This window comes from Streptomyces sp. UNOC14_S4, assembly GCF_020740835.1.
Classification (GTDB): Bacteria; Actinomycetota; Actinomycetes; order Streptomycetales; family Streptomycetaceae; genus Streptomyces.
The window spans coordinates 1-12,667 of the sequence record NZ_JAINFC010000196.1; the positions used below are offsets into that span (position 1 = coordinate 1).

General features: G+C 67.7%; 15 protein-coding genes and 1 tRNA gene. 12 read left to right on the forward strand and 4 right to left on the reverse strand.

All coding sequences use genetic code 11. The features are described from left to right. From K6I34_RS18745 to K6I34_RS18775, 7 genes are all read left to right on the forward strand, one after another. On the forward strand, positions 1 to 671 hold a 671-nt coding region (locus K6I34_RS18745), incomplete at its 5' end, for an alpha/beta fold hydrolase (RefSeq protein WP_229327433.1). Positions 672 to 909: 238 nt separating this feature from the next. Beyond that, positions 910 to 1,353 carry a nuclear transport factor 2 family protein gene (locus tag K6I34_RS18750; RefSeq protein ID WP_229327434.1) on the forward strand — a complete coding sequence of 148 codons (444 nt, stop codon included), beginning with the start codon at positions 910 to 912 and terminating at the stop codon, positions 1,351 to 1,353. A 142-nt stretch (positions 1,354 to 1,495) separates the two neighbouring features. Further along, positions 1,496 to 2,368, forward strand: a complete 873-nt coding sequence (locus K6I34_RS18755) for an MBL fold metallo-hydrolase (RefSeq protein WP_229327435.1) — start codon at positions 1,496 to 1,498, stop codon at positions 2,366 to 2,368. Positions 2,369 to 2,421: 53 nt separating this feature from the next. Further along, complete coding sequence (locus K6I34_RS18760) at positions 2,422 to 3,375, forward strand: alpha/beta hydrolase (protein ID WP_229327436.1); 954 nt, start codon at positions 2,422 to 2,424, stop codon at positions 3,373 to 3,375. 68 nt (positions 3,376 to 3,443) lie between these two features. Continuing rightward, complete coding sequence (locus K6I34_RS18765; protein ID WP_229327437.1) at positions 3,444 to 4,043, forward strand: CGNR zinc finger domain-containing protein; 600 nt, start codon at positions 3,444 to 3,446, stop codon at positions 4,041 to 4,043. Between the two features lie 134 nt (positions 4,044 to 4,177). Further along, a tRNA-Cys gene (locus tag K6I34_RS18770) sits at positions 4,178 to 4,249 on the forward strand. A gap of 80 nt (positions 4,250 to 4,329) precedes the next feature. Beyond that, positions 4,330 to 4,674: a hypothetical protein gene (locus K6I34_RS18775; protein WP_229327438.1), complete on the forward strand. Its 345-nt coding sequence runs from the start codon at positions 4,330 to 4,332 to the stop codon at positions 4,672 to 4,674. A 234-nt stretch (positions 4,675 to 4,908) separates the two neighbouring features. Here the strand turns inward: K6I34_RS18775 and K6I34_RS18780 are convergent, their stop codons facing one another. Beyond that, positions 4,909 to 5,124 (reverse strand): hypothetical protein, encoded by a 216-nt coding sequence (locus K6I34_RS18780; protein WP_229327439.1) that lies wholly within the window; start codon positions 5,122 to 5,124, stop codon positions 4,909 to 4,911. A gap of 345 nt (positions 5,125 to 5,469) precedes the next feature. Here K6I34_RS18780 and K6I34_RS18785 point away from each other — a divergent pair, with 345 nt between their 5' ends. The 5 genes from K6I34_RS18785 (at position 5,470) to K6I34_RS18805 (ending at position 9,029) form a co-directional block, all read left to right on the forward strand. Continuing rightward, a complete protein-coding gene (locus K6I34_RS18785; protein ID WP_275127096.1) occupies positions 5,470 to 6,282 on the forward strand; it encodes a helix-turn-helix transcriptional regulator in 813 nt (270 codons plus the stop codon). After that, the gene (locus tag K6I34_RS18790) at positions 6,279 to 6,524 is read left to right on the forward strand and encodes a DUF397 domain-containing protein (protein WP_229327441.1); all 246 of its coding nucleotides are present in this window, start codon (positions 6,279 to 6,281) and stop codon (positions 6,522 to 6,524) included. The genes K6I34_RS18785 and K6I34_RS18790 overlap by 4 nt, the downstream gene beginning before the upstream one ends. Positions 6,525 to 6,595: 71 nt before the next feature. Further along, entirely contained in the window at positions 6,596 to 6,913 is a 318-nt protein-coding gene (locus K6I34_RS18795; protein WP_229327442.1) for a hypothetical protein, read from the forward strand. A gap of 640 nt (positions 6,914 to 7,553) precedes the next feature. Further along, the gene (locus K6I34_RS18800) at positions 7,554 to 8,027 is read left to right on the forward strand and encodes a hypothetical protein (RefSeq protein WP_229327443.1); all 474 of its coding nucleotides are present in this window, start codon (positions 7,554 to 7,556) and stop codon (positions 8,025 to 8,027) included. A 9-nt stretch (positions 8,028 to 8,036) separates the two neighbouring features. After that, entirely contained in the window at positions 8,037 to 9,029 is a 993-nt protein-coding gene (locus tag K6I34_RS18805) for a hypothetical protein (RefSeq protein WP_229327444.1), read from the forward strand. 252 nt (positions 9,030 to 9,281) lie between these two features. Here K6I34_RS18805 and mycP read toward each other — a convergent pair whose 3' ends face one another. The 3 genes from mycP to K6I34_RS18820 are packed head-to-tail and all read right to left on the reverse strand — an operon-like array spanning position 9,282 to position 12,552. Beyond that, the gene (gene mycP, locus K6I34_RS18810) at positions 9,282 to 10,499 is read right to left on the reverse strand and encodes a type VII secretion-associated serine protease mycosin (protein ID WP_229327445.1); all 1,218 of its coding nucleotides are present in this window, start codon (positions 10,497 to 10,499) and stop codon (positions 9,282 to 9,284) included. Positions 10,500 to 10,533: 34 nt separating this feature from the next. Continuing rightward, positions 10,534 to 12,081, reverse strand: a complete 1,548-nt coding sequence (locus K6I34_RS18815) for a hypothetical protein (RefSeq protein WP_229327446.1) — start codon at positions 12,079 to 12,081, stop codon at positions 10,534 to 10,536. 21 nt (positions 12,082 to 12,102) lie between these two features. Further along, positions 12,103 to 12,552, reverse strand: coding sequence for a hypothetical protein (locus K6I34_RS18820; protein WP_229327447.1), 450 nt, complete (start codon positions 12,550 to 12,552; stop codon positions 12,103 to 12,105). Between the last annotated feature and the right edge of the window lie 115 nt (positions 12,553 to 12,667).

Sequence of the window (12,667 nt, forward strand, 5' to 3'; positions counted from 1 at the left end):
CCCCCGACCCGACCGGCTACGCCTTTCCCACCCTCGCCGAGGACGTCGAGGCGCTGCGCGCCCACCTGGGTCTGGACCGGTTCGCGCTCCTCGCGCACGACGCCGCGTGCGCGACGGCCCAGGCGTACGCGGCGGCACACGCGGACCGGCTGAGCCGCCTGGTCCTGGTCACCCCCGGGTCACGGCTCCAGGGCGAACTCCCCGACGACGCCGAGCGGATCTTCGAGTCCCGGGCGACGGAGAAGTGGTGGCCGGACGCGTATGTCGCCGTGCGCCTGCTGCCGCTGACCTCTGACATGACCGAGGTCCACGACCTGCTACGCCGCGCGGCCCCCATGGCGTACGCCCACTGGGACGCCCCGCAGCGCGCCCACGCGGCGACGGAGATCGAGCAGCTGGGCCCGGTCCCGCGAGCGGGCTTCTGGCAGGGCGTCGACGAAGCGACCCGGCCGGCGATCCTCACCCGCCTGCGGGAGGTGACCGCCCCCACCCTCGTCCTCGTCGGCGACCGCGACGCGGTCACGGGCATGCGCGCGGGCGAACTCGTCGCGGCCTGCTTCCCCAACGGCACGCTGCGCCCGCTCCACCAGGTCGGCCACTACCCCTGGGTGGACGAGCCGGACCTGTTCCGCCCGATCGTCGAGCAATTCCTGGACACGGGCGAGCCGTAACCCTCCGAGGTCTCGGCCCAGCCGGCCCGCCGCCCCCGCGGGCGAGGCGGACTCCACACCCAAGACATAGGCATAAGTGTTACAGTTATGTCGTTGATGCGGGCCGAGCCCGCCCATGGGGCGGCGCCCTCGCTCCCTGCCCCGGAAAGGCAGGCATCAGCGATTCAGGCATGACGCGTTCGTACGCCGGTGCCCAGCAGGGGCGGTCGGGCGTCGGCGCGGACAGGAGTTGTCCACCGTGAACGAGAAGATCCGGATCGCCAACGTCACGGACGATGTCGAGGTCCAGCCCTGGACCAGGGCCTTCGCCGCCAAGGACGCCGAGGCGTTCGCCGCCGCTTTCGCCGAGGACGTGGTCCTGGAGGCGTCCGCCCTGCGCCGTCCGGTCGAGGGCCGCGACCAGGTCAAGCAGGTCATGGGCGCGGCCAGTGGGATTTACGAGTCCCTGGTCTTCACCTCCGAGGTATCCGAAGGACCGCGGTCCTGCATCGAATGGGAGGCCAGGGCTTTCGGCGGCAAGGAGCTGCGGGGCAGCACGATCCTGACGGTGAACGACCAGGGCAGGATCGTCCGAGCTGTCATCCAGCACCGCCCGCTGGACAACCTGCTGACTTTCTCCGCCGAGCTCGGCAGGCGTCTGAACGGCCGGATCGACCCCGGCCACTTCCACATCACCACCTGAGCCGTTCCGCGCGCCGAGGACGGCCCGGACCCCGAGCAGCCTTCACCGGTGGCCCAGGCGGGCTGCCCGCCGCTCAACGCCCCGGCCCGACACCGTGCGCATCAAGGGTCAGCAACAACCTCATGCGAAGGAGGCAGCCGCCATGACCGCACCCACACCCACACCCACACCCACACCCACACCGCTGTCGTACGAGGTCTTCGTATCCGACGGCATACCGAGAGCCGGCGACCAGCGCATGCCGAACGGCGAGCCGATCGTGTCGTCACCGCTGGCGTCCACCCTGATCCACGGGGAACAGGACGCCGTCCTGGTCGATCCGCCGCTGACCCGCGAGCAGACCGAGAAGGTAGGCGACTGGATCGAGCGCTCCGGCAAGCGGTTGGCGTACGTCTACGCCACCCACGGGCACGGCGACCACTGGTTCGGCACCGCTCAACTCCTCGAGCGCTTCCCCGGCGTCACCACCTACGCGACCGAAGGCACCATCCGGCTCATGCGCCGACAGGCGACGCAGGGCCGCGAGCAACTATGGGACAAGATCTTCCCCGGCCTGATCGGCGACACCACCGTGCTCGCCCAGCCCATCCCCGAGCAGGGATTCCTGCTGGAGGGGAACACCGTCAGGGCGTACGAGGCCGGGCACACCGACACCGACGACACCACCTTCCTGCACGTACCGTCGATCGGCCTCGTGGTCGCCGGTGACATCGCCTACAACGGCGTGCACCCCTACATACTCGAAGGCGGCGACGGCGGCCTCGACGCATGGCTCAAGGCCATCGACCGTATCGCCGCGCTCCAGCCGCGCGCCGTTGTCGCGGGGCACAAGGACAGAAACCGCCCCGACGACCCGGCCGTTCTGGACGAGACCCGGCAGTACCTGCGCGACGCGCGACGACTGCTCGCCCAGAAGCCGGGCCCTCACGACTTCTTCGACCGGATGATGCAGCTCCACGGCGACCGGCTCAACCCGGGCCCGCTCTGGTACGGAGCGCTCGGCCTGCTCGGCTGACCGTGTTCCGCGTCCAGCACTCGTCCAGCACTCAGGAAGGGGAGACGCACAGCATGCCGCAGCGCACCGACATCGAGTTCACCGCGGACGGACAAGTGACCCTGCGGGGCCTGCTGTTCCTGCCCGACGGTCCCGGACCGCACCCGGCGATCACCATGGCGCACGGATACGCCGGAACCATCCACCACAAGATCGAGAAGTTCGCCGGCGCCTTCGCGGAGGACGGCTTCGCCGTCCTCCTGCACGACCACCGCAATTTCGGCACCAGTGACGGCGAGGTGCGCCAGGACATCGACCCCTGGCAACAGCTCGCCGACTGGCGACGCGCCATCTCCTACCTGGAGAGCAGGCCCGAGGTCGATCCCCTCCGGATCGGCATCTGGGGCACCAGCTACGCCGGAGGCCACGCCATCGTCCTCGGTGCGACCGACCGGCGGCTGCGCTGCGTGGTCGCGCAGGTCCCGACCATCAGCGGCTACGAACAGTCACTGCGTCGCGTCCCGCCGGAAGGGGCGGCCGCACTGGAAGAGCTCTTCGCCGGGACCGAACGGGCGGAACTACGTGGCGAACCTCCGCACTACCAGGCCGTGGTGAGCAACGACCCGTCCATACCCGCGTCCTACCGCGACCAGGACGCGATCGACTTCTACCTGCAACCCCTCCCGGACGGGCTCTGGGAGAACAAGGTCACCGTGCGCTCCACCCGCGCGGCCCGGATGTACGAACCCGGCGTCTGGATCGGCCGCGTCTCGCCGACACCGCTGCTCATGGTGGTCGCGGGAAACGATACGGTCACCCCCACCGACCTGGCCCTCGCCGCGTACGAACGCGCCCTCGAACCCAAGCGCCTCGAAATCGTCCCCGGCGGACACTTCGACCCCTATGAATCCCAGTTCCCCAGGGCCGCCGACGCGGCCCGCGCCTGGTTCCGCGATCACCTGACCCGATCCGGGCCCGGAGCACGCACCACGGACACCCCGGCGAGGAGCACCGCTCCCGGTCCATGACACTGGTACCGGACATGTACGGGCCGTGGTGGCCGTGATCGCCACGGCAGACGAAGGAGGCCCCGCCCATGGACTGGCCCGCAACCGCGCGCGGCTCCCTCACCCCTGCCCCGGGCGGGCTCGCCTTCGTCCAGGACCTGCTCAACACCATCGCCGCGGGCAAGCCCCGCATGCCGGATCTCCTGGACCGCCCCGACGACGCGCAGGAATGGCTCGACGCGGCGCTGGCCTGCTGGAGCCGGGCGACCGGCCGTCCCCACGCCCCCGTCCCGCTCGACAACCACGACGTGGAGGAACTGCGCGCCTTGCGCGCCGACCTCCAGCACGTGATCCGCGCCGGCATCCCCCTGCCGGAGGAGCCCGCCTCCTCCGGGCCCGCGCTGCTCACCGCTCCCGCCACGATGAGACTCGGTCCCGACGGCCGGGCCCACACCGACCCCGAGGGCACCGGCTGCGGGCGGGTGGCCTCTGTGATCCTCATCGAGATGTATGTGGCCCAGCACACCGATCTCTGGCGTCGGCTCAAGTCCTGCCGCAACGACCGGTGCGCGGTCGCGTTCTACGACCGCTCCCGCAACAACAGCGGTGTATGGCACGACGTCCGCGTCTGTGGCAATGCCGCCAACCTCCGCGCCTCCCGCGCCCGGCGGAAACCCCCCACCACCTGACCGGCCGCCCGACGGCCCTGCCGTCCCCGGGTCTCCTCCGGCCCTCATGAACACGGTGTGTCAGTCCCATGGCACCCATTGCCCGAGCCGGAACGGGACGCCTATGGTCGAGGAGTCGACAAGCAATACGACATGGCCGTGTGCCCGAGTGGTTGAGGGACTCGCCTGCAAAGCGAGTTACGCCGGTTCGATTCCGGTCACGGCCTCTGTGGATGCTCATCCTGAGGATGAGTCGCGGTACTCATGTTGGTGGCGGGGCGTCTGACGCAGGATGCGCCGTATGTACATGACGCAGCCCACGACCGCTCCGCGCCCACGACGCCACCTGATCTCGAAGAGCCTGGCGGCGGTCTTCTGGGGCACGACGGTGCTCTCGCTCTACGCGTGTGCGCCGTACATGCTGGTCCTCACAGTGTGGGCTGCGGCGGAGGGCGGGAAGACCCTCGCGCACGTCCTGCTGCTGGTGGGACGTCCCGCAGCTCTGGACGCGGCCCTGGTCGCAGCGGTCTGGTACAGCCTGAGCTTCTCCCGCCTCTCCCTGCCCACACGCTCCGCCGTCGTCGGCGCCCTGGCTTTCCCGGGCCCGCTCTGGTTCGCCCTGGCCTTTTACACCCGCGGCGGAGCGTCGTAGCCCACCGTATTGCTGGCCAGCTCCTCCGCCGTGATCTCCGTGGCCCACCCCTCGGGCGGCTCCTGGTAAGGACTGCACGCTCCGCAGTTGGGACAGGTCCACCGCCCGTGAATCCCCTGCGCGACGGACCCGCACCCACTGCACGTGTCCGTCGTGTAGTACGGCTCGCCGGGGAGGGCATGAGGGCGCCAGGACTGTTCTTCCATGGCGCCCAGAGTGCCATGCCGTGCGGCGCTACGCGGGGTGGGCCGCGTCGAAATGCGCGACGATCTCCCGCCGTACGGCCATGGCACTGTCGGGGAGATCCTGCCGCCAGGCGCTCTGGAGGGCGGCGACCAGCTCCGCGCACGTGACGCAGGGAGGCTGCCACTTCTTCGTGGGCACGGCGGGCGGCCCGGCGCTGTGCGGCAGCGGAATGAAGTCCGGCGGCATCATGGGAGGAATCAGCACGCGACCCACTCCCCTCGCGCCGCCGCCCGCGCCTGCTTCAGCTCATCGGAGTGGGCGAGCCGCAGCACGTCCGCGGTGACCCGCCACTCACCCCCTCCCCCAGGCGCCCGGAGCCGCACTCCATGCTCATCCGCCTCGACAATCTCCCCGAGCTGCCCGCGTCGCGTGTCCACGACGTAAGCACCGGGCCGATAGGTGAATACCGCCACTGTGTTCGAACCTCCATGTGTCGCACCCATAAGGAACGGGCAAGTCCGTCAAGGACAGCCAGAGTTGCTCACGAGAGGCCCGAGCGACAGAGTTGAAGCCATCACAACTCACGAGTGATCCAAGGGGCGTTGAGCGTTGGCGAAGTCGTCCAACAGTTCGGGTTCATCGTACGGCGAAGAGGTACGGGCCTGGCGCACCCAGCGCGGCATGAGCCAGCGCGAGCTGGGCGCGGGAATGCAGTACGGGCAGTCGTACGTGGCCATGGTGGAGAGCGGCGACCGCATCGGGAGCCCCGATTTCGCGGCGCACTGCGACAAGGTATTCGGCACGCCCGGCACGTTCATGCGGCTATGGGAACGCGAATCCCGGCGGGGCCGACATCCGGAGTGGTTCCTGCCTTACCTCGACCTGGAGGCGAAGGCGACCCACATCCTGGACTTCAGCTCGTACCACATCCTGGGCATGTTGCAGACCGAACGCTATGCCCACGAGCTGTTCCGAGCCGCGTTCCCGCGCGAGGCGCCCAGCCTGACCGCCGAGCGCGTACAGGGCCGGATGCGGCGTCGGGAAGCACTGGAACGAGAGGCCCCTCCCTTCCTGTGGGTAATCCTGGACGAGTCCTGTCTCCGACGCGCGGTCGGCGGGGCAGTCGTCATGCGTGAGCAACTGGCATACCTGTTGGAGGTGGCGGATTACCCTCATGTCACCATCCAGGTACTACCGTTCGCAGCAGGAGCAACGGCCGCAGGAGAATCATTCACACTGCTCCGGTTCGACGACCAACGCCCAGCCCTCTACACAGAAGCACGCGGCATGGGACGAGTCGTCGACTCCACAGAAGCTGTCGAGCTGGGCAAGGAAGACTACGAACGACTACGCGCAGACGCCCTCTCGCCGGCCCTGTCTTTGGCTGAGATGCACAAAGCGATGGAGGAAATGGCAAGATGAGCGGAACTCTCGCCCCAAGCATCACGGTTTGGGCCAAATCGAGCTACAGCAGCGGCCAGGGCGGGCAATGCCTGGAATGGCCATCACAGACCACCCCACAACACACCCCTCTCCCTATACGGGACAGCAAGCATCCCCAAGGCCCGGCGCTCACCTTCCCCGCACACACCTGGTCCTCATTCGTCGAGGCCCTCGCCGAGGACCGAATAAGCACCGGCCGACTTTCCATGAACCTTCCATAAGTACGAGCACAGGGGTGCTCTGGGTATCCCACCCGATGCGTGCTGCCGTCAGGCGCCCGTACGGTCCGAGCATGGCAACCCGAGAGATGTTCCCGCCCTACCAGCGCCCGGCCGCCGCGCCCGACCGTGACGGCGCCGGCACGGCGGCACTGGTCCTCAGCCTGCTGGCCCTCCTGCTGACCTGCCTGATCTGGGGCATCGTCTTCGCGGTCCCGGTCGGCGCCGCGGCGGTCCTCTACGGCGTGGTCGGCGTCGACAGGGCGAGACGCGGCGAGGCGAGCAACGGCGGCATGGCCCTGGCCGGGCTCACCCTCGGCGCCGTCGTCACGGCCGCGGCGGTCGGCTTCCTGGCATGGCTGATCAACGGGCTGGGCAATGCCTACCTGTGAGAGGGCAACGCCGCGTACGCAGGCGGAATGGGTATCCGTACGGATGTGCGGGACGGGTGGCGCTCCTAGCGTGGCGGCGTGACCTCGACCCCGGACGTACCGCAGCATCCGCCGACCGCTCAGCAGGCCGTCAGGCTGGACCCCGTCGTCGCATTTCTCGGGTGCGCACTCCTGTGGGCATTCGCGGCTGTCGTCTTCATCCTCCTTCCCGTTTCCGTGATGGGAGTGACGGCTGCTACCCAGGCCACGACACCCAGCCCATATGCTCCGCCGGGGTCCAGAATTTCGTCGCCTTCGGCCCATGGATCACTGCCCCGATCGCCGCCATTCTCGGCACCTGGGGCCTGTACTCCCGCTGAGAACTGACCCCGATCGCGTGGGTGGTCGCCATGCTGATGCTCGGCGGCATGTGTGTCGCGGTGCACGACGTCCTCAAGTAGCGGGGGCGTTCTGCCGCGAGACGCCCTCGGGGAACCTGGCCGTGAAATAAGGAAGCAGCATGCCGACAACTCGGCCAACCAACATCCACGGCGTTAAAATCTCATATCAACCAACCTTTAAACACTGCTAGTTGATACGTTTGCGCAGCGCAGGCAATGACACCCGTCTAAACCAACTGACCTTGACGAGGGCAGGAACCATGTCGTTCGAGGAAGAGTGGGCACAGCACAAGGCCGACGCGGCGAAGAACAACCTCGCCCCCATGCATCTGAACACGGCCTCGACCGAGCCGGGACGCGACGGATCAGACCCGTCGGAGCTGATCGTTCGCGCGGACGACCTCGGCGGTATCGGCCATGACGCGTACGAACTTCACGACCATCTCCGGAAGGCCGGTGATGTCGCCCGCGGAGCAGAGGGCGTTGGTGCGACGGCCGGTGCAGCAACAGAGTTGAAGCGGGAGAACTTCGCCACAGGGGCTGCGCTGAGCACGACCATCGAGGTCTGGAATTCCCAGCTTCACACGCTGATGCAGGCCTGCGCCACCATCTCCAACCATCTCGATTTCTCGGTGGCATCGCACAATCGGGACGACGTGAAGGTAGCCACCTCCATGAGCTGTCGCGATGGCCGGCCCATGCCGGTCTCCGAGATATCGAAATACTTCAATTGAGGCGGACGCATGGGCAAGCTGACCTACCGCAACATCATCGATGTCTCTCTGGACAACCTGGCCAGGTCCGTTGCCGATTGGAAAGAGATGGCGACTCAGCTCGGCCAAGCATCGAAAGACGCGCAGGACGGCATGTTAAGGAAGGCCAACCAGGCGCGATGGGCCGGGGTGAACTCCGACGTCACCAAGGATTTCATACGCAAGACCGTCAAGGAGTTCCAGGACGCCCATACCGAGGCGACCAGTATCTGGGCCGTCCTCGACCAAGCTCACACAGACCTCGTCTGGGCTCAGACGAACATCAAGGATGCTGTCAAGACAGCCCAGGAGCACGGCCTCACGGTACTCGACAGCTCCGACGGAACGGTGCAGTGCATCTTCTCCGTGTGCTCCGTCGGCGACGCGCAGCCCACCCAGGCCGACCAGGACAGGAAACAGAGCCTGGAAGACCGGATCAACAGCCTGATCGCCATGGCACAGGAGACGGATGAAGGCGTCGCTCGGGCACTGGGCAAGAGCCACGGTGGCGCGGTCCACGACTTCGGCCACGCGAAGTACGAGTCCATCGAGGACGCCCGGAACGAGACGAAGACGAACCTGGCCTCCGAGGACTCGGAGTACACGCACCCGAATAAATTTGGAAGCGGCACCATCAAACCAGCAGCCGAATTCCTGAGCTATCGCTCATGGCTCAAGAGCGGAGAGGCCGCCTTGCAGGGGCACTTCCATAAGTCCTGGGAATACTTCCTGGGAGGCACCCCTTCATATTCCGGCGGGCTTGTCAGCAAGGGGCTTGAGAAGAACATCGGCGGGGGCGGACGGCACCGCAAGCCCTCGGCCGTGAACATCCTGGGCAAGACAGGAGGAAGGATCTTCGGTATTCCCGTCGCACTCGCGGCAACCGCAGTCGACTTCTACTACACACCTCCTGGAGAGAACAAGGAGGGACCGACCAGCGTCGTGGCCCCGAAGGAACCGGGTCGGGTGAAGTACAAGCCGTGAGAGCACGCAGAAAGTCCCCGACCGGCCGACGCAAGCCGTCTCCCTGGGCGTCGGTGCTCCTGACGCCTCACACGTTCGTTCTCGGGTTGATCGCGTCCGTCTCCGGCCTCGCAGGTGCCATCAGGGGCGTGATGACAGACGCCGGAGCCCCGCAGACGATGGTCCTGGCAGGAATCGGGATCCTCGGAATCCTTCTCACCGTCGTCTGTGTCGTGGAGTACGGAAAACGGTGAGTCTCCAGGCCGCGGACAGCTACCGCCCCGCCTGGCGGCGCCTGCTACGACGTGCGAACACGATCAGCGCTGTGACGGCCGCGGCGAGGACCGCCGCAGCGCCGACTCCCGCGGCGAGCCACCTGGTGTCCAGGCCGCCGCTGTCGCCTTCGTCGTGGGAAGGCGCTGTCGTCGGCTTCTGCACCTTCCCGGCTGCGGATTTGGATTCCGAGACACCTGGGAGCGGGCTCACGTCGGCCGGTCCCGGGTCGCCGGGGTTCTTTAGGGCGATGCGGGGGCGGACGGCGCCGTAGCCGAGGAAGTCGCTGCGCTCCTTCTTTCCGTCGTTGCCGCCTGCCGTGTTGATGAGGACGCGGGCGATCTGGTTGGCGGTCCAGGTGGGGTGCACGGACCAGATGAGGGCGGCGGAGGCGGAGACGAGGGCGGTGGCGGCGCTGGTGCCGTGGCCTTTGCAGAGCTCCGTGCCACCCACGCATGCGGTGACGATGTCCTCGCCTGGTGCGGCGAGGGCGACCTGCGGTCCGTGCTGTGATTCCTTGGTCGCGTAAGCGTCGCGGTTGTTGGCCGCCACGCCCAGGACACCCGGGAAGCCCGCTGGGTACTCGACATCGTTGCCCTTGTCCCCGCTGTTCCCCACGGCAGCGAAGATCAGTTTCCCCTTTTCCAGAGCGTATTGAACGGCCTGCTCCAGTTCCGGGCTCTTCTCCTGGTTCCCCATGGAGATGTTGAGGATCTTGGCGTCGCTGTCAGCCGCGTAGCGGACGGCGGCGCTCACAGTCCTGGCGAAGTTCTGCTTGTTTTCGGCCTCATTCCTGGCTTCCGATCCGTTGGTGACCCGCAACGGCAGAATCTTGGCGTCGGGTGCAAGGCCGAACGAGCCGTTCGCGGCCGACCGCTTCCCTGTCCCGGCGATCAGCGCAGCCATCTGCGTACCGTGATTCTCGGGATCGGCATGCGCGCCACCGGGCTGTCCCGAGAAATCCCGGCCTTCCAGGACCTGGCCTCGGAGATCCGCCAGGCCGTCGTCCACCCCGGTATCGATCACCGCGACGGTGACACCCTGACCGGTGCTGGTCTCCCACATTTCGTCAGCGTGCATCGCGTCGAGGTGCCACTGCTGCGAGCGAATGGATTCCGCATGCGCCGGAACCGCCGCCACGCCGACAAACAAGCAGCCGACGGCCCAACTCGCCGCTCGCAACGCCGTCGTGCGCCGTCGCCCTTCCATGGCCTGCATGCACATTCCCCTCGAATTCGGCCGCACGGTGAGTTCACTCGATGACCGGCGGCACCACTCTGCGACCGCCCTGACGCCAGGTCTCCTCGTCCTCGACGAGGTAGTCGGGGCGCTGACTGCCACGCCGCTGCTTCGCGTTCGCTCCGGACACCCCTGGAATCGGGGCCATGGCGGAAGCGCCACTACGAGGGAGACCAGTGCCACCCGGCGTGAAAGCGCCTCCCGCGGATGCACCTGTACGGCCTCCGGGGCGCCCGCCCACGACACCGCCAGGCTCGGACGCGTAGATACGCCCACGCGGGCCGGATGCCTGCCGACCGGGACTCATGCCACCGATGCCGCCGGCAGCACCAGGCCCATAGGCGCCCGACGGACGGCCCGTACCTTGACCAGGCTCGGTCCCGATGACCGTACCGCGAGGAACCGATTCCCCGGGGCGGCCCGGAGGGCCGACTACCGGACGGCCACCGACAACACCCGGCTCGGAAACGCGCGGCGTCGATGGCGCAGGGCGCCCGTTCACCGTTCCCTGGCCACTGGTCGCAGGAGGCCGGTTCGTTCCGGGAAACCGACTGCCGATGTCGGGCAGCCCGCGACCGGGGTCGGGACGCGGTACCGGCGGCGGCACGGGAAAGCGGGTCTGCGATGCGGGATCATGCACCGGCCCGCCGTCGGACGGATGCCCCGGCACGGTGCGGGACGGCCTGTCCGGAACGGTCGGCGTCGGGGGCAGGCTGTCGATCTCGGTGTGAGGATGACGCTCAGGAGGACGAGGGATCGTACGCTCACTCCCGTGAGCACCGGGGCGTGGCACCGCCGTACCGTGGCTCGGCTGCTGAGACCCCGACGTGGCGCCGCCCGTCGACTGACCGGAAGCCGCCCCTGAACCAGCACTGGCCAGACCTGGCGAGCCATCCGCTCCGGCCGTCTGCAGATGGCCGGAGTCTCCCCTGTGATCGCCCTGCCGCGGCATCACCACATCCGGCATCACCGGAAACTTCGGCCGCTGGACCCGGGAGATCTGCACCCCCGTCTCGTGGTACTGCTCCGAGAGCGCCTTCATCAGCTCGGCCGCCGCCTTGTGTTCCTCGTCCAGCTTCGACTTGGCTGCTTGTACTCGGTATTCGTCGAAGGGAGTGTCCACGACCCTGGGGCGGAGGGTGCCGACTTTCAAGTCCTCGACGGCCTGGGCGATGTCCAGCTTCGGGTGGCGTGCGGCGTAGTCGGCCAGGACGGCCTTCGCCCATTCAGGGACCTTCGGCATGCGCTTGGCGCTGCCGAGTGTGGTGCCCGCGTAGCCGATCCACTCGGAGGCCTTCTGCGCGTAGTCGCTCAGATGGAGCGTGGCGTTGGCCATGTCGGAGCCCCAGAGGCGGAAGGTCTCGCCGCCCTGGCCCTGCCAGTGGACCTCCTCCATGTGCTTCTTGAGGTCCTCGCTGAGCTTCTTGATGGCGTTGGCCGCGCCATTCAGTTTGAGGGAGATCGCGTTGACGCGGTCGACGTCCGCGTGCTCCACCATCGCCAGGAGCTGCTCGTGCGAGAAGGAGTTGAAGTTCTCGGGGGTGAAGGAGAGGTCGGTCATGCTGTCTGGCTTCTCCCTTCTCTACATGCCCGACTTGGGGGCACTGCCGTGCTGATCCGTGTTCTTATCCGCCGCCGTCGGCAACGTTCCTCCCCGCTGCTGCTTGAGCTTCTTCTGGACCTCCCACATCCGGTCGCGCCGCTCCGTGTCCGTGTTGGCGTAGTCGCCGTGCGCCTCCAGGACCGCCAGGCCCATGGCCTCGATCTGGTCGTTGAGGAGGCGGGAGAGGGTGGTGAGGTCCTCGTGGACGTTGCGGTAGACGCCGTACAGCGCGTCCGCCGCGCGGAAGCCCGTGCCGAGATTGGCTGCCTGGAGGCTGTCGTCCGCCATGCGGGCCGGAGCCGCGTCCGAGTCACCGAGGTCCGTGAGGAGGTCGTCCACCCGGCCCTTGAACTTCTTCAGGGACGTCAGCTCGGCGAAGAGCCCGCCGTCTCCGCTTCCGTTCCCGTTCGCGGAAGGGTTCCCAGTCACGCGCGCACCACTGCCTTTCCCCCTGCCCCCGTGCGGCAGCACAGATCACTTCAGTGTGCACACACTACGGGCAGGAGCCGACACCACGGATGAGTACGGGTACTCAGACCGCCCC